The following is a 26,569-nucleotide window of genomic DNA, read 5'->3' on the forward strand; positions in this document are numbered from 1 at the left end:
GCGGGCTGTCCAGGCGGCTGGTCTGCACCTCCTCGCCGTGGCGCCAGGTGACCTCGTAGCCCTCGGTCTCCTCATGGGTATCCACCACGGTACGGCACTCCTGGCGGGTGGTGGTGCGCGGCTGGGACTGCGCCGCCGCCTGGGCATGCTGGCGCGCCTCCACGCGCTCCTGGACCTCGCGGCCGGCCAGGCCGCCGCCGATGGCCCCGGCCACCGTGGCGATCTTCTTGCCGCTGCCGCCACCGACCTGGTTGCCGAGCAGGCCGCCGACGATGGCGCCGGCCGCGGTGCCCAGCACGCGGTGGGGATCACGGCTGGCGCCCTGCCCCGACGGCGCTTCCTGCTGCACCTGAACGACCACGTCCTCGCATACCTCGCGAGGGGTCTCCACGGTGCGGGTCAGGGCCTCGACCCCGACGATCTCGGCATACTCAGGACCGCGCTGCTGCTGGACCTGCCAGGCCCCGAAGGCCAGGCCGCCCAGGCCCAGCACGGCCAGGGTGGCCCCGACGACGATCGACTTGCTCATCTGTCACCTCCTGAAGGGCGCAGGGCGCCACTCGCTGAAACGCTACCGGGCTCCAGGCGTGCATGACCGGGACGCAATGCGGCGATGAGAGGAGCGGCGCGATCCGGCGCCGCCCGACGAGGCTCAGTATAGGCCGTCACGCCCCGGCCGTGAGGCGATGCCGACGGCTTCCACACTCTCTCCCCGCCTGTCGCCGCATGACGACAGACGGGCATCTCAGGCCAGGGGCTCGCCGGCGGGAGTGGCGGCCTGGGCATCCGGCTCGTCGGCCGATGCGCGGATCGGCACCCGGTCCTGGAGCCCTTCCAGCCAGCGACGGGTGGGCTCGACCCGGTTGAAGGTGTAGACATGCAGGCCGACGAAGCCACCGGCGAGGTCGCCCAGGGCCGGCCTGAGCTCCTCCACCAGCGCCTCGGGACGGTAGTCGGCGGGCCGCAACAGTCGCGCCACCCAGCCCGACCGGCGGCGCAGCGAGCGCACCGAGGGCCCCAACCCCAGGCGCAGGGCGATGGCCAGCAGCCGCCTGGGCTCCATCACCCCGGGGATGCCGGCATGCACCGGCAGGGACAGGCCGAGCCGCCGCTGCCGCTCGCGCCAGGCCTGCAGCGGCCTCGCCTCGAAACAGAGCTGGGTGACGGCGTAGTCGGCCAGCGCCGCCTTGGCCTCCAGGTCATGCTGCAGGTCGGCCGCCCCGATACGGTGATGCCCCTCGGGGTAGGCGGGCACGCCGAGGCGCGCCGGGCGCTGCGTCAGGCCGGCCATGGCCTCGAGCAGCGCCCGGCCATGGGGATAGGCCCCCACCGGCCGCTCGGCATCGCCGCCCACCACGAAGGCGTCGTCGACGCCCACTACCGCCAGGCGCCCCAGCAATCGCTCCAAGTGGGCGCGGTCGCGCACCAGGCGCGCGGCGAGGTGCGGCACCACCCGGAAACCGGCCCCGGCGAGCCACTCGGTGGCCTCCAGGGTGCGCTCGAGGCCGTGGCGCGGCGAGCAGGTCACGGTGACCACGGCGCCCTCGGGCAGGGCCCCGGCCGCCTCCTGCATGCCGGCGATCGGCAGCAGCTCGTAACGGGTCGCCTGCCAGGCGGGTCGGGCGAGGGCCGCCGCCAGGGCGGCCCGATTGGCGTCGTTCATGGCGCCTCCTTCACCCCTTGGGTATTTCCTTGGTCGGGTCGTGGAAGGGCTTGGGCACTACCACGGCGTCCTGCAGGCCGGTATTGGCCTCGATGCGCAGCGGGGTGTCCAGCTCGGCGTACTCGACCGGCACCATGGCGTAGCCGATGTTGCGCTCCTGGCGCGGCGAGCGGGTGGCCGAGGTGACCCGGCCGATACGCGTCCCGCTCGCGTTGAACACCGGGAAGACGTCGATCATCGAGCCGTCGGTGAAGTAGCCGACGCTGGGCCCGTCGATCTCCACCCCCACCAGCTTGCGCGACACCCCCTCGGCCTTGATGCGCTCCAGGGCGGTGCGGCCGATGAAGTCGTCCTCGCCACGCAGGTCGACCATCCAGTCGTAGCCCATGCCCACCTCGAAGGGGTTGGTGTCGTACCAGATGTCGCAGCCGAAGGCGAGGATGCCGCCCTCGATGCGGCGGATGTGACAGGGGCCGATCACCTGCATGTCGTGGGGGCGACCGGCCTCGAAGACCCGCTGCCAGAGCGCCTCGCCGTGACGGGTGGCATCGCGCAGGTAGATCTCGTAGCCGATCTCGCCGGAGTAGCCGGTACGCGAGATCACCACCGACATGCCGTCGAGTTCGGCCTCCATCAGGTGGTAGTAAGGCATCGCCAGCACCGCCTCGCCGAACAGGTCGACCATCACCGCCTTGGCCTTGGGCCCCTGGACCTGCACCGGCGCCACGTCCACCTCCTGGATGGTGACGTCGAGGTCGGAGTGGTAGGCCAGGCCGCGGCACCACAGCAGGATGTCGCTGTCGGCCAGCGACAGCCAGAAGCGGTTCTCCTCGATGCGCAGCAGTACCGGGTCGTTGAGGATGCCGCCGTCGGGGCCGGTGACGAAGACGTACTTGCACTGCCCCACCTGGCAGTGGCGCATGTCGCGGGGCACCAGCCGTTGGGTGAAGGCAAAGGCATCGGGACCGCTGATCTCGATCTGGCGCTCCACGCCCACGTCCCACAGGGTGACGCCCTGCACCAGGGCCCAGTACTCGTCCACCGGGTCGGTGTAGAGGCGCGGATGGTAATGGTGGTTGTAGACGCTGTACTTGCGCACCCCGTGCCGCCGCGAGGCGTAGAAGAACGGCGACTTGCGGATGCGCGGATAGAGCAGGATCTCCGGCGCCGCCTGGGTGTGCTGGATGCTCTCTAGGACCTGGGACATGACCGCCTCCTCCACTGTCTCGATGGCGGGGACCGGCACCCACCGGCCGCCCTTGTGTTCGACACTAGCCCCGGCGGTGGCGGCGTATCTCGCTGTGGACGTCGAGCTCTTTGGCGTGGGCGACAGAGCAACGGCCTCCCTGTCGCCGCGAGGCAAGGGGGCGTCGCCGCGGGACAGCGTGGCCCCCCTGGCCCTGCCTTATCCTGCGGGAAAACCGGTAGCTCCCAGGAGGACGGCCATGGCGACCCTACCCTCGCAGGCAGACGCGGTGATCATCGGACTGGGCGGCATCGTCGGTGCCTCGGTGGCCCATCACCTGATCGAGCAGGGCTGGACGAACCTGGTGGGCCTCGAGAAGTCCGCCATCCCCTCGGACATCGGCTCCACCGCCCACGCCTCCGACTTCTGCTTCATGACCGCCCACGATCGCCTGGCCTGCTACACCACCACCTACAGCCAGCGCTTCTACGAGGCCCTGGGCCACTACCATCGGGTCGGCGGACTGGAGATCGCCCGGGTCGGCGACGAGGCGCGCCTGGCCGAGCTACAGCGCAAGGTGGCCTCGGGCAAGGCCTTCGGCACCAAGGTCCGCATGGTCGACGCCGACGAGGTGGTGGAACGCTTCCCGTTGCTCGATCGCGATCTGGTGCTGGGCGGCATGTGGGATCCCGACGCCGGCCTGGTGATCCCGCGCTCCCAGCGGGTGGCCGGCGAGCTGATCGAGCGCGCGGTGGCTAGCGGCCACCTGCGCGCCTTCGCCGAGACCCCGGCGCTGGACATCGACGTCCGGGACGGCCGGGTGTGCGGCGTCGAGACCGCCAAGGGCTATGTCGCCACCCCACTGGTGATCGTGACCTCGGGCATCTGGGGGCCGATTCCCGCGGCCATGGGCGGCGCGGCCCTGCCGTTGATGCCGGTGGAGCACCCGCTGATGTTCTTCGGCCCCTTCGACACCTTCGCCGGCACCGGCAAGGAGATCGGCTACCCGCTGCTGCGCGACCAGGGCAACTCCGCCTATATGCGCGACACCGGCGACCCGACGAGCACCGAAGGGGGGCAGCTGGAGTGGGGGTACTACGAGTCCCGCGAGCCCCGGCTGGTGGATCCCACCGCCATCCTCGAACGTGACCAGGCGCGCCTCTCGCCCTCCATGCGCGACCTGGAGGCCGACCAGGTGGCCGAGGCCTTCGAGCGGGCCCTCGAGCTCGCCCCCATCCTCGGCGAGCTGGGCTGGGACGAGAAGCACTCCTTCAACGGCCTGCTCTCGGTCACCCCGGACGGCGGCTCCCTGGTGGGCGAGTCGCCGGAGACCCGCGGCCTGTGGTTCTGCGAGGCGGTCTGGGTCAAGGACGGCCCCGGCATGGGCAAGCTGCTCGCCGACTGGCTGACCCACGGCCGTCCCGAACTCGACCCCTGCGGCATCGACATCGCCCGCTTCTATCCGGTGCAGAAGACGCCCCACCACGTGCACGGCCGCTGCCAGGAGATCGCCCGCAAGATCTACGACCCGCCGGTGCATCCCCGCGAACCCTTCGAGACCGGCCGCGACCTGCGGCGAGGCCCCTTCTGGCCCCGCGAGAAGGAGCTCGGCGGCTACTTCATGGAGGCGGCGGGCTGGGAGCGCGCCCACGGCTACGCCGCCAACGAGGCGCGGTTGGAGCGCTACGCCGAGCGGGTGCCCGAACGCCCGGTGGAGTGGGACGCCCGCCACTTCTGGCGGGTCGCCAACGCCGAGCACCTGGCGCTCAGCGACGACGTGGGCATGATCAACCTCTCCCACTTCGCCATCTATGACTTACGTGGACGCGACGCCGAGGCGTTGCTGGAATGGCTCTCGGTGGCCAGGGTGGGCGGCGACACCCCCGTCGGCAAGGGGGTCTACACCCACTTCCTCGACGCCTTCGGCGGCGTCCATTCCGACCTGACCATCGTGCGCCTGGCCGCGGACGCCTGGCGGGTGATCTGTGGCGGCGACACCGGCCACCGCGACCTGATGTGGATCACCCGCCGCGCCGAGGAAGCCGGGCTGACCCGCTGGCACCTGGAGGATCGCAGCGACGGCCTGGCCACCCTGGGCCTGTGGGGCCCCAATGCCCGGCGCACCCTGCAGGCCCTGGTCGACGACCCCGAGGGGCTGACCGACGCGCGCTTCCCCTTCGCCACCGCCCGGGAGATCCGCGTGCGGGGCCTGCCGGTGTGGGCCTTCCGCATCTCCTACGTGGGCGAGCAGGGCTGGGAGCTCTACGTGCCCTTCAGCTACGGCCTGGCGCTCTGGGACCTGCTGTTCGAGGCCGGGGTGACGCCGGTGGGCATCGAGACCTACGCCAACAGCCGTCGCCTGGAGAAGAGCCTGCGACTGCAGAACGTCGACCTGCTCACCGACTACAACCTCGTCGAGGCGGGCCTGGCGCGGCCCAGGGTGAAGGCCGCGGACTTCCACGGCAAGGCCGCCTACCTGGAGCAGCGCGGCCGGCAGCGCCAGCCGGCCTACCTGTGCACCCTGGTCATGGAGGACCACCACGACGCCGCGGGCCGGCCCCGCTACCCGGTGGGCCAGTCACCGCTGCTCGACCCGGAGAGCGGCGAGGTGCCGGTGGACGATCGGGGCCGGCGCTCCTATGTGACCAGCATCGCCTATGGCCCCTCGCTCGGCTGCAACATCGCCCTGGCCTACCTGCCCGTCGAGGTCGCCGAGGAGGGGCGCCCCCTGCTGCTGGAGTACTTCGCCGAGCACTACCCGATGCGCGTGGCGGCGGTGGGCTATCGGGCGCTCTACGATCCGGAGAGCGTCCGCCCACGCGGCTGACCCGGCTTGTCTCGGCCGCGCATCGAACGACATCGCCGCCCTCGAAGGGCGGCGATGTCGCGTTCGGTCCGCCGCGATCTCGGGCCTTCAGCCCTCCAGCGCCGAGTCGCTCGGGGTCGTCGGCGGCCTCAGGTCCGCCTGGCGGTCATGCCGACGCTTGCGCTCGCCGCTCGGGGAGTGGCCGAAGTGGTCGTGGTAGCACTTGGTGAAGTGCGGTGGCGAGACGAAGCCGCAGGCCAGGGCCACCTCGGTGATCGGCATATGGGTCTGCTGCAGCAGCAGCCGTGCCCGGGCCAGGCGCAGTTCCAGGTAGTACTTGAGCGGCGAGCAGCCCACGTAGCGCTGGAAGAGCCGCTCCAGCTGGCGCCGCGACAGCCCGGCGTAGCTGGCCAGATCGTCCAGGGCCAGCGGCTCCTGCAGGTTGGCCTCCATCAGGGTGGCCACCTCCTCCAACTTGGGGTGGCTGTGACCCAGGCGCACCCGCAGCGGGGTGCGCTGGCGGTCGCCCACGCCGCGGATCCGCTCGTGGATGAACTCCTCGGCGATCGCCTCGGCCACTGCCAGGCCCTGCTGGCGGCCGATCAGGTTGAGCATCATGTCCAGGGGGGCGATGCCGCCCGAACAGGTGTAACGGTCGCGATCCATGACGAACAGCTGGGAGGTGAAGGTCACCGCGGGGAAGCGCCGCGCCTCGTGCAGGCTCCCGATGTGCTCCCAGTGCAGGGTACAGCGATAGCCGTCGAGCAGCCCCGCCCGGGCCAGCACATAGCCGCCGGTACACACCGCCCCCAGGGGGATGTGCCGCTCGGCCAGGCGCCGGAGCCAGGACAGGGTCGCGCGATCGTCGTGACGCTGCACCTCGACCCCGCCGCACACCAGCAGCAGGTCCAGGGCCGGCATGGGCTCCAGCGCCTGATCCACCGCCATGGCCAGGCCGTTGCTGGCCTCCACCGCGGCACCGTCACGACTCACCAGGTGCCAGGTGTAGAGGGTGCGATCGGCCAGGTGGTTGGCCATGCGCAACGGCTCCAGCGCCGAGGAGAAGGCGAGTTGGGAGAAGCCCGGCAGCAGCAGGAAGCCGATATCGTAGTGGCCCTTGGCCGGTACGGGAGATTCCATCGTCTGCCTCCTCCTCGGTGGTGCCGGACACCGTTTCCCCTCAGGGATAGCCTACCCGTTGGACCACCGGCAAGGTCGTCCCGCTCCCGCGAGGTGTCGCTGCGCCCAAGGCCGCCGACGTCGGCAGGCAAATCCGTCTTGCACGGCGCGCGATACTGAGCCTAACGACGAGCGGCGCCCCAGCCCCCGAGGAGGCACGACGATGGCACCCCAAGCGACCGAACAGGCTCCGTCCCGGCCGGCGGACAATCTGAGCATCGCCCGCGCGGTGCGGCTCTGGCCCATCGAGGAGATCGCCCATCGCCTGGGCCTGCCCGGCGAGGCGGTGGAACCCTATGGGCGGGGCATCGCCAAGCTCGACCTGGCGGCCGTGGAGGCCCTGGCCGAGCGCCCGCGAGGACGCTACGTGGTGGTGACCTCGATGACCCCGACCCCGCCCGGCGAGGGCAAGACCACTACCGCCATCGGCCTGGTGCAGGGCCTGCAACGCCTCGGCCACATCGCCAGCGTGGCCCTGCGCCAGCCCTCCATGGGCCCCACCCTGGGGCTCAAGGGCGGCGCCACCGGCGGCGGCTACAGCCAGGTGCTGCCCATGGAGCGCATCAACCTGCACCTCACCGGCGACCTCCATGCGGTGGGGGCGGCCCACAACCTGCTCGCGGCCATGGTCGACAACCATCTGCACCATCGTCTCGAGCCCGAACTGGACCCCCGTGAGGTCCGCTGGCAGCGCGTCATCGATCTCAACGATCGCGCCCTGCGGCATCTGGTGCTGGGCCTCGGCAGCCACGGCGACGGCGTGCCCCGCCAGGGCGGCTTCGAGATCACCGCCGCCTCCGAGGTGATGGCGGTGCTGGCCCTGGCCGACTCACTGGCCGATCTGCGCCGGCGGCTGGGACGACTGGTGGTGGGCCTGGATCGCGCGGGCGAGCCGGTCACCGCCGAGCAGGTCGGCGCCGCCGGCGCCATGACGGTGCTGCTCAAGGAGGCGCTCAAGCCCAACCTGCTGCAGACCCTGGAGCATGCCCCGGCGCTGATCCACGCCGGGCCCTTCGGCAACATCGCCCACGGCAACTCGTCGATCGTCGCCGACCGCATCGGCCTGCACGCCGGCGACTTCCTGGTCACCGAGGCGGGCTTCGGCGCCGACATGGGCGCCGAGCGCTTCTTCAACATCAAGTGCCGGGCCTCGGGCCTCGAGCCCGACGCCGCGGTGCTGGTGGTCACGGTGCGCGCCCTGAAGTACCACAGCGGTCGCCACCGGGTGGTACCCGGCCAGCCACTCCCCGTCTCGCTGCTGGGGGAGTCCCCCGAGGAAGTCCGGGAGGGCGGGGCCAACCTGCTCAAGCAGATCGACAACGTGCGCGCCCACGGCCTCACCCCGGTGGTGGCGATCAACGCCTTCCCCGGCGACCATGCCAGCGAGTATGCCGCCATCCGCGAACTGGCCGCCTCGGTGGGGGTGCGCGCCGAGGTCTCCCACCATGTGCGCGACGGCGGCGAAGGGGCCCTGGCCCTGGCGGAGGCACTGCTCGAGGCGATAGACGAAGCCGACGAAGCCGGGAGCGACTTCCACTACCTCTACCCCGCCGAGCTGCCCCTGGCGGAAAAGATCGAGCGCATCGCCACGCGCCTCTACGGCGCCGATGGGGTCGACTTCGCCCCCGGTACCCGGGAGCGGCTCGAGGCCTGGCAGCGCCAGGGATACGGCGAGCTGCCGGTGTGCATCGCCAAGACGCATATGTCGCTGTCCCACGATGCGCGCCTGCTCGGGGCCCCGACCGGCTGGCGGCTACCGGTGCGCGAGGTGCGCCTCTCCGCCGGCGCCGGCTTCGTCTATGCCCTGGCCGGTGACATCCGCACCCTGCCCGGGTTCAACGCCTCGCCGGCCGCCACCCGGCTCGACATCGACGAGAATGGCGAAACCGTGGGACTCTACTGACCTTATAAGCCGAGCTTGTCGCGGGTGGCGTAGTACCAGGCGCCCAGCGCCGAGAGCGGTACCCGCAGCAGGCGGCCACCGGGGAACGGCAGGTGGGGCAGGCCGGCGAAGGCGTCGAAGCGCTCGTCCTGGCCATGCATCACCTCGGCGATCAGCTTGCCGGCCAGGTGGGTGCAGGTGACGCCGTGGCCGGAGTAGCCCTGGGCATAGTAGACGTTGCCGTTGATCACCCCGAACTGGGGCAGGCGGCTGAGCGTCATCAGGAAGGTGCCGCTCCAGGCGTAGTCCACCCTGACGTCGGCCAGTTCCGGGAAGGTCCTCGCCAGCTTGGGCCGGATCACCGCCTCGATGTCGCCGGGGTCGTCGTCGCCGTAGTTGACCCCGCCGCCATAGAGCAGGCGGTTGTCGCGGGTCAGGCGGTAGTAGTCCAGCAGGTAGTTGCAGTCCTCCACCGCCAGGCCATTGGGGAGCAGGGAGCGGGCACGCTCCTCGCCCAGCGGCTCGGTGGTGATGATCTGGGTACCGCAGGGCATCGACTTGCCCTCGATCTCCGGCAGCACGCCCTTGAGGTAGGCGTTGCCGGCCATCACGACCCGCTCGGCGCGCACGCTCCCGCGGGCGGTATGCACCCTCACCGGCTCGCCATGGTCGAGCCCGGTCACCGGCGAGCCCTCGAGGATGCGCCCGCCCAGCGACTCCAGGGCCGCCGCCTGCCCCAGCACCAGGTTGAGGGGGTGCAGGTGGCCGCCGCCGTGGTCGACCAGGGCGCCGGTGTAGCGCTCCGAGCCCACCTCGCGCTTCACCGCCTCGCCCTCCAACAGCTCCAGCTCGTGGTAGCCGTAGCGCTCCCACAACGCCTGGTGCTCGCGTAGCCCCTCGAGCTGCCTGGCATTGCAGGCGGCGAAGAGGTTGCCGTCCTTGAGGTCGCAGTCGATAGCGTACTGGTCGATCCGCTCGCGGATGATGCGGTTGCCCTCGAAGGCCATATCCCCCAGGGCGCGGGCGGTATCCAAGCCGTACTTCGCCTCGATGACGTCCAGGTCGCGGCTGTAGCTGTTGACGATCTGTCCGCCGTTGCGGCCGGAGGCGCCGAAGCCGACCCGCGAGGCCTCGAGCACCACCACCGAGAGGCCGCGCTCGGCCAGGTGCAGGGCGGCGGAGATGCCGGTGAAGCCGGCCCCCACCACGCAGACGTCACACGTCACCTCGCCTTCCAGGGCGGGACGCTCGGGCGCGGGATTGGCGGTGGCGGCGTACCAGGACGCGGCGTGGCCAATAACGGAAGAGGCGGAAGAGACGGGTGAGATGGACATCGGAGCCCCCTTTATGGTGATTTTATTCAACACTTGAAAGCCATGATACGCCTAACTCCGCGGAAATGGCAATTCATACGCCATGCAATACTCACCAAAAAAGACCGCCGGACCGGCCCTGGGCCGACCCGGCGGTCGTGGCGATGCAGGAGCGCGGCTCACACCCTGAGCAGCAGGTGCTCGCGCTCCCAGGAGCTGATCACCTGGAAGTAGGCGCGGTGTTCGGCGCGCTTCACCGCCAGGTAGCTGTGGGTGAAGCGTTCGCCGAGGATGTCGGCCAGCGCCTGGCACTCATGGAGCTGGTCCAGGGCCGGGCCGATATCGTCGGGCAGCTTGTGGCCGCCGGACCAGGCCGAGCCCACCATGGGCGGACGCGGGTCGAGCTGTCTCAGCATGCCCAGATAGCCACAGGCCAGGGAGGCGGCCATCACCAGGTAGGGATTGGCGTCGGCACCGGCCAGGCGGTTCTCCACTCGGGTCGCCTCGGGACCGGAGACCGGCACCCGCAGGCCCACGGTGCGGTTGTCCATTCCCCACTCCACGTTGATCGGCGCCGAACCGCTGCTGTCGGTGCGCATCAGGCGGCGGTAGGAGTTGACGTTGGGCGCCAGCAGCGGCATGGCCGCGGGCAGGTACTCCTGCAGGCCGCCGATGAAGTGGTGGAAGAGCCGGCTGGGCTGGCCGTCGTCGCCGGCGAAGAGGTTGTTGCCCCGCTCGGCGTCGAGCAGGCTCTGATGGATGTGCATGGAGCTGCCCGGCTCGCCTGCCATGGGCTTGGCCATGAAGGTGGCGTACATGCCGTGGCGCAGCGCCGTCTCGCGCAGGGTACGCTTGAACATCACCACCTGGTCGGCCAGCAGGAGCGGGTCGCCGTGCTGAAAGTTGACCTCCATCTGCCCCGCCCCCTCCTCGTGGATGAGGGTGTCCAGGTCGAGGTTCATGGCCTCGCAGTAGTCGTACATCTCCTCGAAGAGCGGATCGAACTCGTTGACCGCGTCGATGGAGAAGGACTGGCGGCTGCTCTCCTGGCGACCGGTGCGGCCGATGGGCGGCTCCAGCGGATAGTCGGAGTCGGTGTTGGTCTTGACCAGGTAGAACTCCACCTCCGGGGCGATCACCGGCTTCCAGCCGCGATCGGCGTACAGCGAGAGCACCCGCTTGAGCACGTGGCGGGGCGCGAGCTCCACCGGCTCCCCGGTCAGGTAGTAGCAGTCGTGGATGATCTGGGCGGTGGGGTCCTCGGCCCAGGGCACCGGGTAGATGGCGTCGGGGTCGGGCACCAGTTCCATGTCCCGCTCGGCGGGATTCCAGAAGCGGATGTCCTCGTCGTCGGGATAGCCCCCGGTGACGGTCTGGATGAAGATGGAGTCGGGCAGGCGCGGTCGCCCGCCGCCCAGGTACTTGCCGGCGGGCATGATCTTGCCCTTGAGGATGCCGGTCTGGTCGGTCACCAGGCATTCGACCTCGGTGATGCCGTGGGTCTGGAACCAATCGGTGAGGAGCGGCTGCTCCTGGCGGTTACTCATGGGGATCTTCCTTGCTCGTGGTAAGGCGGCCCCCGGCGCGGCCGGGGGCCTGCCGCTCAGCGAGACTGGACCTCGGACCACAGCTGCTGGAAGGTCTGCAGGGCATCGCCTTCCAGGCTGGGGGTGAAGCTCAGGCGCACCATGTCATCCTCGCTGGGGGTCACCGGCGGCTGGGTGAGCACCTCGTCGAGGTGGGGCTCGGCGGCGGCGTTGGGGCTGGCATAGTAGTTGTAGTTGGAGAGCCGGGCGCCCACCTCGGCATCCAGGATGAAGTCGATGAACTCGTGGGCCATGTCGGGATTGGGGGCCTCGGCCGGAATCAGCATGGCGTCCACCCACATCTCGGCGCCCTCGTCGGGGATCATGAAGTCCAGGGTCGCGAAGGTCTCCGGGTCCTCGTCCTTGAAGAAGAGGTAGTCACCGTTGTAGCTCATGCCCACGTGAGTGACGCCGCGGGCCAGTTGCTGCAGGGCCGGCGTGCCGTCGGTGAAGCCGCTGAAGTTGTCGCGCCCCTTGGTGTCGATGATCAGCCGGGCAGCCTCCCGCCACGCCTCGGGATCGGTGCAGTCGTAGCCGTGGCCCAGGTAGGCGCAGGCCGCCCCCATGGTCACCTGGCCGTCGCCCATCATCGCGAAGGGATGCTCGGGGTTGACCTCGGGGTCGAACATCAAGGACCAGCTCTTGGGGGCGTCCGGAAAGGTCTCGGTGTTGTAGACGACGGCGGTGGTGCCCCACTGGTAGGGCGCGCTGTACTCGGCGCCGGGGTCGTAGCTGGGGTCCCGGAACTGCTCCATGACGTTGTCCAGGTTCTCGAGCTTCGACTTGTCGAGCTTCTGTACCAGGCCGGTCTCGATCAGCCGCGGGATGTAGTAGTTGGACGGCACGATGATGTCATACTGGGAGACCCCGCCGGCGTTGAGCTTGGCGAACATCTCGGGCAGCGAGTTGAAGTAGTTCTGCACCACCTCGACGTCGTGGGCCTCCTCGAAGGCCTCGATGATCCCCGGGTCCATGTACTCGGTCCAGTTGAACAGGTAGAGCTTGTTCTCCTGGGCCTGGGCGCTGCCGGCGAGCAGCAGCCCACCGAGGGACAGGGCCAGGGCGGTCTTGTTGATTGTCATCTTGCTCTCCTCGTTTCCCCTAGGGTTGGCAGGTGCCGGCTCAGGCCGGCCGGCGACGGCTGAACACCAGGCTGATGATGGCGGCGATGGCCACCGCGCCGATCATCAGGGTGGCGATGGCATTGATCTCCGGCGACACCCCCTTCTTGATCGCGCCCCAGATGTAGATGGGCAGGGTCGCGCTCTCCGGCCCGGCGGTGAAGAAGCTGATCACGAAGTCATCCACCGACAGGGTAAAGGAGAGGAAGAAGGCGGAGATCAACGCCGGCTTGATGGTCGGCAGCATGAAGTGCACCGCCCGCTTGGCCGGCGTGGCATAGAGGTCCTTGGCCGCCTCGAACAGCGTCGGGTCGAGGCCCACGAAGCGCGAGTAGACGATCAGCGCCACGAAGGGCACCTGGAAGGTGACGTGGGCGATGATCATGGTGGGCAGCCCCGGCTGCAGCAGCCCGGTGAGGCGGTGGACCTGCACGAAGAAGGCCATCTCCGAGATGCCGAAGACGATGTCCGGCAGCACGATGGGCAGGTAGATCAGCACGATCAGCCAGCCCAGCTTGCGGTGGCGGTGGCGATACATGCCGTAGCCGATCAGGCAGCCGATCACCAGGGCGATCACCGAGGAGACGATGGCCAGCACCATGCTGTTGGCGAAGGCCGAGAGGATCTCCTCGTTGCCCAGCAGGCGGTGATACCAGCGCAGCGAGATGCCGGTGAAGGTTGCCGCGCTGTTGGAGGCGTTGAAGGAGAACAGCACCACCACGGCGAGCGGCAGGTAGAGGAACGCCAGGGTCAGCCACCAGAAGGCGGTCAGGCCGCGCTTGAGGGTCCGTTTTCTCATATCACCACCTCCTCGCCGCCACCCAGGCGCTTGCCGATGCGACGCATGGCGAAGAGCCCCACGAAGGTGGCGATCAGCATCAGGATCGCGCCGGCCGCCCCCAACGGCCAGTTGGATGCGCCGGCGAACTGGTTGGCCACCAGGTTGCCCAGCATCATCCCCTTGCCGCCGCCCAGCAGCTCGGGAATCACGTACATGCCGAAGGCGGGAATCGCCACCAGCACGATGCCCGCCAGCAGCCCCGGCAGGGTCTGGGGGAAGACGGCGTGCCAGAAGGCCCGCACCGGCGAGGCGTAGAGGTCCTGGGCGGCCTCCACCTGGGCGGTGTCGAGCTTCTCGAAGGCGGCGTAGAGCGGCAGCACCATGAACGGCAGGAAGTTGTAGACCAGGCCCAGGGTGACCGCGAAGTTGGAGGGGTAGAGCCCCATGTTGGCACTGATCAGGCCCAGCGCCTCGGCGAGCTCCGAGAGCGGGGTGCCGGGCGCCAGCAGGTTCATCCAGCCGAAGGTGCGGATCACCTGGTTGGTCCAGCTGGGCACCACCACCAGCAGCAGCATGATGGGGCGCCACTTCTCGCGGCAGGTGGTGATGTAGTAGGCGATGGGATAGGCCACCAGCACCACTAGGCCGGTGGAGACCAGGGTCTGCCACAGCGAGCGCAACAGGGTGTAGAGGTTGCCCGGGCTCCAGCCCAGGAAGCCGAAGCCCGCCAGGCGCCGGAAGGACTCCAGCGACAACGGCATCTCCGGCAGGCCGTAGGGGCCGTTGGTCATGAAGGCCACGCCCATCAGGTAGGCGCTGGGCAGCACCAGGAAGATCACGATCCAGGTCGCCCCGGGGGCCACGGTGAACAGCAGGTGGCGGCTCTCGCGCACCATGGCGCGACTGCGGGCGGAGGGAACTACGCCGGAATAGGACATGGTCGTCTCCTCACTCGCTCAGGGTGGCGAGGTCTTCCGGCGCCACCGTCACGGTGACCCGATCGCCCACTTCGGGCAGCCGCCGCCCCCGGTTGTTGAGCGTGGCCTGCAGGGTCGTCTCGCCGATCTCCAGCCGATACTCGGCGTGGCTGCCGCGGTAGAGCCGCTCGGCCACGGTGGCCGGCAGGTGGTTGTCGCCCACCACCTCGCCGGGCAGCAGATCGAGGGTCTCGGGGCGGATCAGCAGCAGCCCGCCCTCCCCCGGGGCCTCGGCGATCAGTTCGCCGAGCGGCGTGGTCAGCCGGTTGCCCGAGCGGGCGCTGACCGGATAGAGGTTGTCGTGGCCCATGAAGCGCGCCACGAAGGCATTGGCCGGGTGCTCATAGACCTCCCGCGGGGCGCCCACCTGCTGGATCACCCCGCCGTTGAGCACGGCGATGCGATCCGACATCACCATCGCTTCCTGCTGGTCGTGGGTGACGAAGACGAAGGTCATGCCCAGGCGCTTCTGCACCCGCAGCAGTTCCACCTGCAGTTGGCTGCGCAACCCGGCGTCCAGGGCCGACAGCGGCTCGTCGAGGAGCAGCACGTCGGGTTCGCAGACCAGGGCGCGGGCCAGGGCGATACGCTGGCGCTGGCCGCCGGAGAGCTGGTCGACGCGACGGTCCACCAGGTCGCCGAGCTGGATGAACTCGGCGATCTTCGCTACCCGGGCCTCGCGCTCCTCCGGGGGCATGCCGCGCATCTTGAGGCCGAAGGCCAGGTTCTCGCGCACCGAGAGGTGCGGGAAGAGCGCATAGGACTGGAAGACGGTGTTGACGCTGCGGCGGTGGGGCGGCACCTCGGTGACGTCGCGACCACCGATGGCCAGGCGACCGTCGTCGGCCTCCTCGAGGCCGGCGAGGATGCGCAGCAATGTGGTCTTGCCGCAACCGGACGGCCCCAGCAGGGTGAAGAACTCGCCGGCCTGGATGGTCAGGTCCACCCCGTCCAGGGCCACGGTGTCGCGCCCGAAGCGCTTGTGCAGCCCCTGCATCTGGATGGCGGAGGCCTCCCGGGCCGACTCGACGGTGGCGGTTCGCCGGACCTGGGCGTCGGCGGCATCCGCGATCAGGGTATCGTTCATGGGCTTGCCCTCTCTTGTTATTGCCGGCCCGTTCACAGCCGGTCGCGCAGTTTGTAGAAATGGGTCGCCAACACCAGCAGTGGGGTGCGCAGCCAGGGACCGCCGGGAAAGCGGCGGTGCGGCATGGCGGCGAAGGCGTCGAAGCGTTCGCTCTGCCCGGCGATGGCCTCGGCCATCAGCCGGCCGGCGAGCCCGGCCAGGGCCATGCCGTGGCCCGAGTAGCCCTGGGCGTAGTAGAGGTTCGCGCCCAGGCGACCGAAGTCGGGGGCCCGATCCAGGGTGATGGCCACGTCGCCGCCCCAGCGGTACTCGATCCTCACGCCCTCGAGCACCGGGAAGAGCCGGGCGATCTTGGCGTCCATGCGCGTCTCCAGTCCCGGCGGCTCACGGCCGTCGTAGCTCACCTCGCCACCGTAGATCAGCCGGCGATCGCCGGAGAGCCGGTAGTAGTCGAGCACGAAGTTGGCATCGGACAGGGCATCGTTGCGGGGCAGCACCCGGGCCGCCTGCTCCGGTGACAACGGCTCGGTGGCGATCATGTAGTTGGCGGCACGCATCACCCGCCCCGAGAGCTCCGGCACCAGCCCCGCCTGGAAGGCGTTGGTGCCCAGCACCACGAAGTCCGCCGTCACCCGGCCCCGGGCGGTATCGACCCGCGCCGGCTGGCCGCGGCGGATGGCCGTGGCGGCGCTGTTCTCGTGGATGGCCACGCCCGCGTCGCGCGCGGCACGGGCCAGGCCCAGGGTGTAGTTAAGGGGATGCAGGTGGCCGGCGTCGCGCTCGTGCAGGGCGGCCGGGTAGGCGTCGGTGACCACGCGCTCGCGCAGCGCCTCGCCGTGGAGCATCGTCAGGCCGGGGTAGTCGTAGTCGCGGGCCATGCGTTCGCGGAAGGCCTCGAGCTCGCGCACGTGGCGCGGCTTGACCGCCGCATGCAGGTAGCCCCAGGCCAGGTCGCAGGGGATGGCGTGGCGCTCGACCCGCTCCGCGGTGAGACGCACCGCCTCGCGGCTCATCGCCCAGATATCGCGGGCCGCGGAGCGTCCCAGGGCCTTCTCCACGGTGGCCATGTCGGTACCCAGCCCCGGCAGGATCTGCCCGCCGCTGCGCCCCGAGGCGCCGTAGCCGATCTCCCCGGCCTCGAGCAGCACCACCGAATAGCCCCGCTCGGCCAGCTCGAGCGCCGCCGAACAGCCGGTGACGCCACCGCCGATCACGCAGACGTCGGCACGTGCCTCGCCCTCCAGCGGCGGGAAGTCGCCGAGCGCCACGGCGACGGAATCGCGATACCAGGAAGCGGCGGGCGAGTCGAAGGCAGACATGCGGGGTCCCCGTGGATGGTGGCGCGGTGCGCTCGTTGTTGTGGAAGACGGTGTCTTGCTGCCGATCAGTTTGACACCAGGCGGGACGCCCATGTCAAGTATTCAATAACAACCATCGTGACTCAATCGTCTGACACAGGGGCCGAAAGGTCCTCCCCATCCTCGGCACAGGCCTCGACAAAGGCCTTCCTCGCGCAACGAAGGGAGCCGTCACCGGCGCATGGCCGCCACCCGGGCGTCAAGAAATACCAGTCATTCGGTCACAGGGAGCTCGGTGGGGAAGGACACCGGCAGGCGCGGGTCGCAGGCGGCGCCCCGGGCCGGGGCGGCCCGGGGCGTGGAGACGCACTCAGCCTCCGCAGGTGGGACAGGCCGGGTCGCGGGGCACTCGGAAGCGGCGCCACTCGCCGGTCAGGCCGTCGAAGGTGGAGAGCCCGGCGTGGGGCGTGCCGGCGCCGCTGAGCAGCTTGATCGCCTCCAGCGCCTGGAAGCTGCCGATCAGCCCCACCAGCGGCGCCACGACCCCGCTCTCGGCGCAGGAGAGCGCCTCGTCGCCCCGGCCGTCCGGGGGGTAGAGGCAGGCGTAGCAGGGGCAGGCGGGATCGCGGGGATCGAACACCGCCAGCTGGCCGGAGAAGCGGATCGCCGCCCCGGAGACCAGCGGCACGCAGGCCTCGCGACAGGCGGCGTTGATGGCATAGCGGCTGGAGAAGCGATCGGTGCAGTCGAGCACCACGTCCGCGCTGGCCACGGCCGCGTCCAGGGCCTCGCCGTCGAGGTGGGTGGTCAGCGCCTCGATCCGACAGCCCGGGTTGAGCGCCAGGGCCGCGTCGCGCGCCGACTCGGCCTTGTTGCGCCCCAGGTCGGCCTGGCCATGGGCGATCTGGCGCTGCAGGTTGGAGAGCTCCACCGCGTCGGCGTCGGCCAGGGTCAGCCGCCCCACGCCGGCGGCGGCCAGGTAGAGGGCCACCGGCGAGCCCAGGCCACCGGCGCCGACGACCAGGGCATGGCCGGCCCGCAGCCGCTCCTGCCCCGGGATGTCGATGGCCTCGAGCATGATCTGGCGGCTGTAGCGCAACAGGTCCTGGTCATTCATGGGGGTGCTCACTTGTCCTCGAACTCCTCGATATCGGGCACGTGGAGGGCGAACTCCTCCTTGACCTCCTCCATCACCACGTAGCTCTTGGACTCCTTGACGCCGGGCAGGGTCAGCACCACGTCGCCGAGCAACTGGCGGTAGGCGGACATCTCGGGGATGCGGCACTTGAGGATGTAGTCGAACTGGCCGGAGACCAGGTGGCACTCCTGGATCTGCGGCAGCCTGGCCACGGCGCGACGGAACTCGTCGAACACCGCCGGCGACTGGGTCTCCAGGCTGATCTCCACGAACACCAGCAGGTTGGCCTTGAGCGCCCGGGGGTCGAGCAAGGCCTTGTAGCCGCGGATCACCCCGGCCCGCTCCAGGCGCTTGACCCGTTCCAGGCAGGGCGTGGTGGAGAGCCCCACCTGGCTGGCCAGGTCGACGTAGGAGATGCGCGCATTCTCCTGCAGGCAGCGCAGGATCTTGAGGTCGATACGGTCGAGGGCGCGGGTCTTGGCTTTCATCGTATGGGCGGACACCGGTCGGATGGTCGGGAGCGCCATCGCGGCAGCGGAATCGACTGGAAATCGCCCGGCAATGCGACGGCATTCGGAAAAATCATCTACTCAAGGTGTACCACACCCGGACCATCGGCCGCCAGCCACGCCTGGGCTGATGCGAGGCAGGCGCAGCGGGCCTTGCGGCTCGGCGCTCAGCCCGGGACCCGCCCCAGGCTGACCCGCTCGTGGCCGCCCAGGTCGCGGCGGCTGGCCACCTCGAGGTAGCCGGCCGCGTCGAGCGCGGCGCGCACCGCCGCGGCCTGCCGCCAGCCGTGCTCCAGCAGCAGCCAGCCACCCGGCAGCAGATGGGCGCGGGCCTCGCGTACCAGCTGGCGCAGGTCGGCCAGGCCGGCGTCGCCGGACACCAGGGCGCTCGAGGGCTCGAAGCGCACGTCGCCCTGGCCCAGGTGGGGGTCGTCGGCGGCGATGTAGGGGGGGTTGGACACCACCAGCTCGAAGCGCCCGCCGCCCTCATCGGCATCGAGGGCGGCGAACCAGTCGCCCTCGCGGAAGACGGCGTTGTCGAGGCCCAGCCGTGCGGCGTTGCGCCGGGCCAGGGCCACCGCCTCTGGGCGGATGTCGACGCCCAGTGCCTCCCAGCCCGGCCGCTCGCTGGCGAACGCCAGGGCGATGGCACCGCTGCCGGTGCCCAGGTCGAGCAACCGCCCCGCGGCGGCCGGGGCCTTCTCCAGGGCGGCCTCCACCAGGGTCTCGGTGTCCGGGCGCGGGATCAGGGTGCCGGGATTGGTGGCCAGGGGCAGCCCCCAGAACTCGCGCTCGCCGGTCAGATAGGCCACCGGCTCCCCCGCCGCGCGCCGTGCCAGCAGGGCCACGAAGCGCTCGGCCTGGTCCTCCCCGGCCGCGCGATCGCCCCAGGTGTAGAGCCAGGTGCGATCGACGCCCAGCACATGGCAGAGCAGCACCTCGGCATCCAGTCGCGGGCTCGGCGAGCCGGCCGCGGCCAGGCGTGCGGCCCCCTCGGTAAGCAGCGCGTCCAGGCGCATCAGCCCTCCTGCTGCAGGGCGCGGGATGAGTCGGCCGCTACCAGGCGCGCCGCGGCCTCCACCAGCAGAGCATCGAGGCGCATCACGCCTCCTGCTGCTGCAGGGCAGCCAGCTGCTCGGCCTGGTACTCGTGGATCAGCGGCTCGATCACCTCGTCGAGCTGCTCGCCGCTCACCACCTCCCCCAGCTTGTAGAGGGTGAGGTTGATGCGGTGGTCGGTGACCCGCCCCTGGGGAAAGTTGTAGGTGCGGATGCGCTCGCTGCGATCCCCGGAGCCCACCAGGCTCTTCCGGGCGTCGGCCTGCCGCTGGCGCTGGCTGTCCACGGCACTCCGCTTGAGGCGCGCGGCCAGCAGCGCCATCGCCTTGGCGCGGTTCTTGTGCTGGCTGCGCTCCTCCTGGCACTCCACCACCACGCCGCTGGGCAGGTGGGTGATGCGGATGGCGGAGTCGGTGGTGTTGACGTGCTGGCCGCCGGCGCCGCTGGAGCGGAAGGTATCCACCCGCAGGTCGTTGGGGTCGAGGTCGATGTCGCCTACCTCGTCGGCCTCGGGCATCACCGCCACGGTGCAGGCGGAGGTGTGGATGCGGCCCTGGGACTCGGTGGCCGGCACCCGCTGCACGCGGTGCGCCCCGGACTCGAACTTGAGCCGGGCGTAGACGCCCTCGCCCTTGATGCGCGAGATGATCTCCTTGTAGCCGCCCTGGTCGCCGTGGCTGACGCTGACCACCTCGACCTTCCAGCCGTGCTGCTCGGCGTAGCGGGAGTACATGCGGAAGAGGTCACCGGCGAACAGCGCCGCCTCGTCGCCGCCGGTGCCGGCGCGAATCTCCAGGAAGACGTTGCGGCCGTCGTCGGGGTCCCGGGGCACCAGCAGCCGCTTGAGGCGCGCCTCCAGGGCCTCGAGCCTGTCGCGGCCCTCGGCCAGTTCCAGCTCGGCCAGCTCGCGCATCTCGGGGTCGCTGTCGGAGGCGAGCTGCTCGGCGGCCTCGAGGTCGCCCTCCACGGCACGGAACTCGCGCCACGCCTCCACCAGCGACTCGAGCTCGGCGTATTCGCGGGAGTAGTCGCGGAAGCGGGCCTGGTCGCCGATCACCTCGGGCTCCGCCAGCAGGGCGGCGAGCTCCTCGAAGCGCTCGCCGAAGGCGTCGAGACGCTGACGCAGGGAAGCTTTCATGAGTCGGTCCTATCGGGTCTTGTCGGGAGTGGCGTCGACCAGCAGCGTGCCGGCCGCCTCCAGCAGGTCGTGGCGCTCGGCGGAGGCGGCCTCGCGCAGCGCCACCGTGGGGCCGTGCAGCAGGCGGTTGGTGAGCTGGTGGGCCAGGCGGCGCACCACGGCTTCCGGGTCCTCGCCGCGCCCCAGGCGCGCCAGGGCCTGCTCCAGGGAGCGGTCGCGCAGCGCCTCGCCGCGGGCACGGTAGTCGTGGATCAGCTCGCCGCCGCTGCGCACGCGGCGATCATGCAGCCAGGCGCCGACGCCGTGCTCGATGATCGACTCCGCCTGGTCGGCGGCCACCTGGCGATGGCGACGGTTCTCCTCGATCACCTCCTGCAGGTCGTCCACCGTATACAGGAATATATCGGCCAGCTCGCCCACCTCGGGCTCGATGTCCCGGGGCACGGCGATGTCGACCATGAAGATCGGCCGGTGACGGCGCTTCTTCAGCGCCCGCTCCACCATGCCCTTGCCGAGGATCGGCAGGGGCGCCGCCGTGGAGGAGATGACGATGTCGGCCTCGACCAGGGCGTCGGGGATGGCATTCAGGGTGACCGCCCGGCCGCCCAGGGGGCCGGCCAGCTGCTCGCCGCGCTCGCGGGTCCGGTTGGCCACGGTGAGCTGGCTCACGCCGGCCTCATGGAGGTGGCGAGCGACCAGCTCGATGGTCTCGCCGGCACCGATCAGCAGCGCCCGGGCGCGACCGAAGTCCTCGAAGATGCGGCTGGCCAGGCTCACCGCGGCGTAGGCCACCGACACCGGGTTCTTGCCGATGCCGGTCTCGGTGCGCACCTGCTTGGCCACGGCGAAGGTATGCTGGAAGAGGCTCTCGAGCTCGCGGCCCAGCCCGCTGGCCTGACGGCTGGCCTGGTAGGCGTCCTTGAGCTGGCCCAGTATCTGCGGCTCGCCCAGCACCATGGAATCGAGCCCCACCGCCACCCGCATCAGGTGGCGGGCGGCGGCGTCGTCCAGGTAGTGGTAGGCGCATCGCGTCAGGTCCTCCGTGGCGAGGCCGTGGAAGCGCCCCAGCCACTGCAGGATCGCCCGCTCCCCCTGGGGCTCGGTGACGCAATAGAGCTCCGTGCGGTTGCAGGTAGAGAGCACCGCCGCCTCCTGCACCTCGGGCAGGCCACGCAGTTCGCCCAGCGCCGCCTCCAGCTCGGCGGGGGCGAAGGCCACCTGCTCGCGCACCTCCACGGTGGCGGTCCGATGATTGATTCCTAGGGCAAGCAGCGTCATGCGTCGGGCGTCTTCGCTAGTGATCGCCGGCCAGGGCGGCGTCGGGAATATTGCGCCGAGAGTCTACCATAGGCCGACCCGATTGGGTGCCCTCCCCCCGAGCGCTTTGCCCGCCGCGGCCGAGCCGTTATGCTGGGCGCTCAGCACCGCAAGCGAGACGCCCATGGCCTCCGCCACCCGCCCTGCCTTCCCAGCTAGACGCCACCGCCTGGCGGCCCTGGCGCTGGTTCCCCTGATCGCCGGCTGCCAGGCGCTGACCGCCGGCGATGCCGCTCCGGAGCGGATGGACGACCCCCTGGCCGGGGCTCCGCCCATCGAACGCGGCCTGGACGCCGAGGGGCTGGCCGGGTTGCTGGGTGCCGAGCTGGCCGGTCAGCGCGGCGACTACCGCCGCGCGGCCGAGGGCTACCTGGCGGCCACGCAGCGCTACCCCTCCCCCACCCTGGCCGAGCGGGCGGCCCTGGCCGCCAGCTTCGGCGGCGAGCACGAGCTGCTGGAGCGGGCCGCGGATCGCTGGCAGGCGCTCGCCCCCGGCGCCGAGGCCCCCTCGCGCCTGCTGGCCAGCCTGGCGATGCAGCGCGGCGACTGGCCCGAGGCGCTGCGCCAGCGTCTGGCCCAGGTACGCCGCGGCGGTGACAGCGACCTCACCGCCTTCGCCGAGTCGGCGCTGGCCGAGGAGGCCGACCCGCGCCCGCTGCTGACCCTGCTCCGCGAGCACCTCGCGACGGCCCCCAAGGACGCCCGCCGCCATGACGCCGAACTGGCCACCGCCCTGCTCGAGGTCGCCGCCGGCGAGACCGCCGCCGCCGAGCGCCGTCTCGACCGGCTGGGCGCCCGGGCGCCGGAACTCCCCGCCCTGTGGCTGACCCGCGCCCGGCTGGCCCAGGAGGACGGCGACCACGCGGCCGCCCGCGACGCCGCCCGACGGGGCCTGGCGGTCTCGCCGGGGGACGCCCGCTTCATCCTGCTGCTGGCCCAGAGCGAGCTGCGCCTGGGCAATGTCGCCGCCGCCGAGGCCCAGACCGACGGCCTGCTCGAGGAGCATGCCGGCAATGCCCAGCTGCACCTGGCCCTGGCCCGCCTCTACCTGGACGAGGGACACCCCGAGCCGGCCCGCCGCCTGCTGCTGCCCCTGGTGGAGGAGGCCGAGGCCCCGCCCGAGGCCTTCTTCGTGCTCGGCGACATCGCCCGGGCCGAGGGCGAGGTGGACAACGCCCTCCTCTATTACCGCCAGGTGCCCTCCGGCGAGGCCTTCCTCGCCGCCCGGCTGCGCGCCGCGCGGATGCTGGTCGAGGACGACCGGCTGGCCGACGCCCGGACCTTCCTGCGCATCGAGCGGCAACGCCACGAGGCCTACTACGGCGACCTGGTCACCCTGGAGGTGGAACTGCTCGACGAGGAGGGACGCTCCGCCGAGGCCGATGCCCTGCTCGATCGGGAGCTCGCGCGCACCCCCAACGACGAGTCGCTGCTCTACCTGCGTGCCATGCGCGCCTGGGAGGACGGCGACCTGGACGGCATGGAGCGCGACCTCGGCCGCATCATCGAGCACGACCCCGACAACGCCATGGCCCTCAACGCCCTGGGCTATACCCTGGCCGACCAGGGCCCCGAGGAGCGCCTGGACGACGCCCGCGAGCTGATCGAACGCGCCCACGAGCTCGACCCCGACAACCCCGCCATCCTCGACAGCCTGGGCTGGGTACGCTATCGCCAGGGCGACCCGGAGGCCGCCCTGCCCTGGCTGGAGCGCGCCTACGCGGCGATGCCCGACCAGGAGATCGCCGCCCACCTGGCCGAGGTGCTGTGGGCCCTGGAACGCCGCGACGAGGCCCGGGCCCTGATCCGCGAGGCCCGCGAGCGCTTCGACGACCGCCCGCTGGTGGACGCCCTGCTGGAGCGCATTCCCGAGCTGACCCCCGACGAGTCATCCGCTAACCACGAGACGTCGCCATGACCCTGCTCTCTCGCCCCCTGGATCGTACCGGTCCTGCCACCCGGGCCCGGCTCCCGGCCATGCTGCTGGCCCTCGCCCTGCTCGTCGGCTGTGCCGGCCCCGCCCCCGTGCCCGAGGGCGAACGGGCCGCCGGCCAGTGGCAGGCCCAGGCCGAGCGGCTCGCGGCCCTGGACACCTGGATGCTGGCCGGCAAGGCCGGGCTGCGTACCCCGGAGGAGTCCACCAGCGCCAACCTCGACTGGAGCCAGCACCCCCACTACTACCGCCTGCTGATCAGCGGCCCCTTCGGCAGCGGTCGCAGCACCCTGGAGGGACGCCAGGGACGCTTCTCGCTGACCACCGCGGAGGGCCGCTTCGAGGCCGAGAGCCCCGAGGCGCTGATGGAGCAGCGGCTCGGCTGGTCGCTGCCGCTGGGCGCGCTCACCGACTGGATCCGCGGCCTGCCCGGCGAGGGCGGCGACTACGACCTGGAGGAGGATGAACTGGGCTTCCCGGCGACCCTGGAGCAGGACGGCTGGCACGTCGAGTATCGCGACTGGACCCGGGCGGAGGGCCTGTGGCTGCCGCGGCGCCTGGTGATGACCTACGGCGACCTGCGCGTCACCCTGGTGGTCAACGACTGGCGCCCGGTGGTCGACGATGCCTGAGCCGGGCCCACTCAGCCTGCCCGCCCCGGCCAAGCTCAACCGCCTGCTGCATATCACCGGACGGCGGGCGGACGGCTACCACGAGCTGCAGACGCTGTTCCAGTTCCTCGATCACGGCGACACCCTGCACCTGCGCCGTCGCGACGACGGCGCAATCCGCCTCTGCCCGGCGATGGCCGGCGTGCCGACCGGGCAGAACCTGATCGTACGTGCCGCCCGGGCGCTGCAGGCCGAGACCGGCTGCCGGCTCGGCGCCGACATCCGCCTCGACAAGCGTCTGCCCCTGGGCGGTGGCCTGGGCGGTGGCAGTTCGGATGCCGCCACCGCCCTGCTCGGCCTCGACGCCCTTTGGGGCCTGGCGCTGCCGCTGGACCGCCTGGCCGAGCTGGGCCTGACGCTGGGCGCCGACGTCCCGGTCTTCGTGCGCGGCCACGCCGCCTGGGGCGAGGGGGTCGGCGAGCGCCTCACCCCGGTCGCGCTCGACACCCCCTGGTTCGTGGTGGTCCACCCCGGCGTGGAGGTCGCCACCGCCGCGGTGTTCGGGGCCCCCGAATTGACACGTCACACCCCCCCGATTACCATGGCGCGCGCACTGCAGGGGGGAGCGTCGAGCTGGCGCAACGATTGCGAGGCCACGGTCAGGGGACTCCATCCACCGGTGGCGAAGGCGATCGACTGGCTGTCGGCGCGTGCCCCGGCCCTGCTGACCGGCACCGGTGCCTGCGTGTTCGCCCGGCTGGACAGCGAGGCGGAAGCCGACCGGCTCCTCGACGAGATCGCCGGCCGCTGGCAGGCCTTCAAGGCCCGCGGGCTCAACCGCTCTCCTCTCCATGACGCCCTGGATCGCTGATCGCTCCCGTCGAGGCGGCCGGCAATGCGCTTCGACATGGTGCTGGTTGCAACCCTGATGACCCAACACTGCATAGGTGGCTGCGCGTGTCAAAATTGATGGTTTTCGCCGGGAACGCCAATCCCGAACTCGCTCGGAAGATCGCCGAGAGTCTGGACACCCGCCAGGGCAATGCCACGGTCGGTCAGTTCAGCGACGGCGAGATCGCGGTCGAGATCAACGAGAACGTGCGCGGCAAGGACGTCTTCGTGCTGCAGTCCACCTGTGCGCCGACCAACGACAACCTGATGGAGCTGATCCTGATGGTTGACGCCCTGCGTCGGGCCTCCGCCACCCGCGTCACCGCGGTGGTGCCCTACTTCGGCTACGCCCGCCAGGACCGCCGGGTACGCTCCGCCCGGGTGCCGATCTCCGCCAAGATCGTCGCCGACATGATGGTCAAGGCCGGTGTCGACCGGGTGATGACCATGGACCTGCACGCCGACCAGATCCAGGGCTTCTTCGACGTGCCGGTGGACAACGTCTACGGCTCGCCGATCCTGCTCGACGACATCGAGCGCCAGAACTACGAGGACCTGGTGGTGGTTTCCCCCGACGTGGGCGGCGTGGTGCGCGCCCGAGCCATCGCCAAGCAGCTCAACGCCGACCTGGCGATCATCGACAAGCGCCGCCCCTCGGCCAACCAGGCCCAGGTGATGCACATCATCGGCGAGATCGAGGGGCGCAACTGCGTGGTGGTGGACGACATGATCGACACCGCCGGCACCCTGTGCAAGGCCGGCGAGGCGCTCAAGGACCACGGCGCCCATCGCGTGGTGGCCTACGCCACCCACCCCATCCTCTCGGGGCCGGCGGTGGACAACATCACCGGCTCGGTACTCGACGAGGTGGTGGTCACCGACACCATCCCGCTGTCCGACAGTGCGCGGCGCAGCGGCAAGATTCGCCAACTGAGCGTGGCCGGGCTGATCGCCGAGGCGATCCGCCGGGTCAGCAACGAGGAATCCGTCAGCGCCATGTTCCACTGATCCCTCATCAGCGGCACGGCGCCGGAAGCGCGCCCTTCGGGGCACCCGGAAGCGTCGGGGATCTGGTCGCGGACCCCGGCGTCTTCC

General features: G+C 70.8%; 22 protein-coding genes. 6 read left to right on the forward strand and 16 right to left on the reverse strand.

The window, feature by feature from the left end; all coding sequences use genetic code 11:
• The 3 genes from QWY80_RS13085 to QWY80_RS13095 form a co-directional block, all read right to left on the reverse strand.
• Positions 1-529 (reverse strand): glycine zipper 2TM domain-containing protein (locus tag QWY80_RS13085; protein WP_290232173.1); only part of this gene is annotated, 529 nt, incomplete at its 3' end.
• 216 nt (positions 530-745) lie between these two features.
• Entirely contained in the window at positions 746-1,663 is a 918-nt protein-coding gene (locus QWY80_RS13090) for a methylenetetrahydrofolate reductase (RefSeq protein ID WP_290232175.1), read from the reverse strand.
• A gap of 10 nt (positions 1,664-1,673) precedes the next feature.
• Positions 1,674-2,870, reverse strand: a complete 1,197-nt coding sequence (locus QWY80_RS13095) for a glycine cleavage T C-terminal barrel domain-containing protein (protein ID WP_290232176.1) — start codon at positions 2,868-2,870, stop codon at positions 1,674-1,676.
• 238 nt (positions 2,871-3,108) lie between these two features.
• Between QWY80_RS13095 and QWY80_RS13100 the strand changes: the two genes are divergently transcribed.
• Entirely contained in the window at positions 3,109-5,676 is a 2,568-nt protein-coding gene (locus tag QWY80_RS13100) for a GcvT family protein (protein WP_290232197.1), read from the forward strand.
• Between the two features lie 87 nt (positions 5,677-5,763).
• Here the strand turns inward: QWY80_RS13100 and QWY80_RS13105 are convergent, their stop codons facing one another.
• Entirely contained in the window at positions 5,764-6,795 is a 1,032-nt protein-coding gene (locus QWY80_RS13105) for a GlxA family transcriptional regulator (RefSeq protein WP_290232199.1), read from the reverse strand.
• A gap of 202 nt (positions 6,796-6,997) precedes the next feature.
• Between QWY80_RS13105 and QWY80_RS13110 the strand changes: the two genes are divergently transcribed.
• A complete protein-coding gene (locus tag QWY80_RS13110) occupies positions 6,998-8,737 on the forward strand; it encodes a formate--tetrahydrofolate ligase (protein ID WP_290232201.1) in 1,740 nt (579 codons plus the stop codon).
• A 2-nt stretch (positions 8,738-8,739) separates the two neighbouring features.
• Here QWY80_RS13110 and QWY80_RS13115 read toward each other — a convergent pair whose 3' ends face one another.
• From QWY80_RS13115 to hemA, 12 genes are all read right to left on the reverse strand, one after another.
• Positions 8,740-10,050: an NAD(P)/FAD-dependent oxidoreductase gene (locus QWY80_RS13115; protein WP_290232203.1), complete on the reverse strand. Its 1,311-nt coding sequence runs from the start codon at positions 10,048-10,050 to the stop codon at positions 8,740-8,742.
• A 158-nt stretch (positions 10,051-10,208) separates the two neighbouring features.
• Entirely contained in the window at positions 10,209-11,576 is a 1,368-nt protein-coding gene (locus tag QWY80_RS13120; RefSeq protein ID WP_290232206.1) for a glutamine synthetase family protein, read from the reverse strand.
• Between the two features lie 56 nt (positions 11,577-11,632).
• Entirely contained in the window at positions 11,633-12,697 is a 1,065-nt protein-coding gene (locus tag QWY80_RS13125; RefSeq protein WP_290232208.1) for an ABC transporter substrate-binding protein, read from the reverse strand.
• 40 nt (positions 12,698-12,737) lie between these two features.
• On the reverse strand, positions 12,738-13,535 hold the full coding sequence (locus QWY80_RS13130) for an ABC transporter permease (RefSeq protein ID WP_290232210.1): 798 nt from the start codon (positions 13,533-13,535) through the stop codon (positions 12,738-12,740).
• Complete coding sequence (locus tag QWY80_RS13135; RefSeq protein ID WP_290232212.1) at positions 13,532-14,455, reverse strand: ABC transporter permease; 924 nt, start codon at positions 14,453-14,455, stop codon at positions 13,532-13,534. The genes QWY80_RS13130 and QWY80_RS13135 overlap by 4 nt, the downstream gene beginning before the upstream one ends.
• A gap of 10 nt (positions 14,456-14,465) precedes the next feature.
• On the reverse strand, positions 14,466-15,581 hold the full coding sequence (locus QWY80_RS13140; protein WP_290232214.1) for an ABC transporter ATP-binding protein: 1,116 nt from the start codon (positions 15,579-15,581) through the stop codon (positions 14,466-14,468).
• 32 nt (positions 15,582-15,613) lie between these two features.
• Positions 15,614-16,900, reverse strand: coding sequence for an NAD(P)/FAD-dependent oxidoreductase (locus tag QWY80_RS13145; RefSeq protein WP_290232216.1), 1,287 nt, complete (start codon positions 16,898-16,900; stop codon positions 15,614-15,616).
• Positions 16,901-17,249: 349 nt separating this feature from the next.
• Complete coding sequence (locus tag QWY80_RS13150) at positions 17,250-17,996, reverse strand: HesA/MoeB/ThiF family protein (RefSeq protein WP_290232218.1); 747 nt, start codon at positions 17,994-17,996, stop codon at positions 17,250-17,252.
• 8 nt (positions 17,997-18,004) lie between these two features.
• Positions 18,005-18,505 carry an Lrp/AsnC ligand binding domain-containing protein gene (locus QWY80_RS13155; protein WP_290232220.1) on the reverse strand — a complete coding sequence of 167 codons (501 nt, stop codon included), beginning with the start codon at positions 18,503-18,505 and terminating at the stop codon, positions 18,005-18,007.
• 188 nt (positions 18,506-18,693) lie between these two features.
• Positions 18,694-19,545 (reverse strand): peptide chain release factor N(5)-glutamine methyltransferase, encoded by an 852-nt coding sequence (gene prmC, locus QWY80_RS13160; RefSeq protein WP_290232222.1) that lies wholly within the window; start codon positions 19,543-19,545, stop codon positions 18,694-18,696.
• Between the two features lie 82 nt (positions 19,546-19,627).
• A complete protein-coding gene (gene prfA / locus QWY80_RS13165; RefSeq protein ID WP_290232224.1) occupies positions 19,628-20,722 on the reverse strand; it encodes a peptide chain release factor 1 in 1,095 nt (364 codons plus the stop codon).
• A gap of 9 nt (positions 20,723-20,731) precedes the next feature.
• Positions 20,732-22,000 (reverse strand): glutamyl-tRNA reductase, encoded by a 1,269-nt coding sequence (hemA, locus tag QWY80_RS13170; RefSeq protein ID WP_290232226.1) that lies wholly within the window; start codon positions 21,998-22,000, stop codon positions 20,732-20,734.
• A 163-nt stretch (positions 22,001-22,163) separates the two neighbouring features.
• Between hemA and QWY80_RS13175 the strand changes: the two genes are divergently transcribed.
• The 4 genes from QWY80_RS13175 to QWY80_RS13190 all read left to right on the forward strand — a co-directional run bounded on the left by QWY80_RS13175 (position 22,164) and on the right by QWY80_RS13190 (position 26,482).
• Positions 22,164-23,957, forward strand: coding sequence for a tetratricopeptide repeat protein (locus QWY80_RS13175; protein ID WP_290232228.1), 1,794 nt, complete (start codon positions 22,164-22,166; stop codon positions 23,955-23,957).
• Complete coding sequence (lolB, locus tag QWY80_RS13180; RefSeq protein WP_290232230.1) at positions 23,954-24,604, forward strand: lipoprotein insertase outer membrane protein LolB; 651 nt, start codon at positions 23,954-23,956, stop codon at positions 24,602-24,604. The genes QWY80_RS13175 and lolB overlap by 4 nt, the downstream gene beginning before the upstream one ends.
• Positions 24,597-25,454, forward strand: a complete 858-nt coding sequence (gene ispE, locus QWY80_RS13185) for a 4-(cytidine 5'-diphospho)-2-C-methyl-D-erythritol kinase (protein ID WP_290232232.1) — start codon at positions 24,597-24,599, stop codon at positions 25,452-25,454. The genes lolB and ispE overlap by 8 nt, the downstream gene beginning before the upstream one ends.
• A gap of 86 nt (positions 25,455-25,540) precedes the next feature.
• Positions 25,541-26,482 (forward strand): ribose-phosphate pyrophosphokinase, encoded by a 942-nt coding sequence (locus QWY80_RS13190; RefSeq protein ID WP_290232234.1) that lies wholly within the window; start codon positions 25,541-25,543, stop codon positions 26,480-26,482.
• Positions 26,483-26,569: the final 87 nt, after the last annotated feature.

It is taken from the genome of Halomonas ramblicola (genome assembly GCF_030409215.1).
GTDB classification, from domain to species: domain Bacteria; phylum Pseudomonadota; class Gammaproteobacteria; order Pseudomonadales; family Halomonadaceae; genus Halomonas; species Halomonas ramblicola.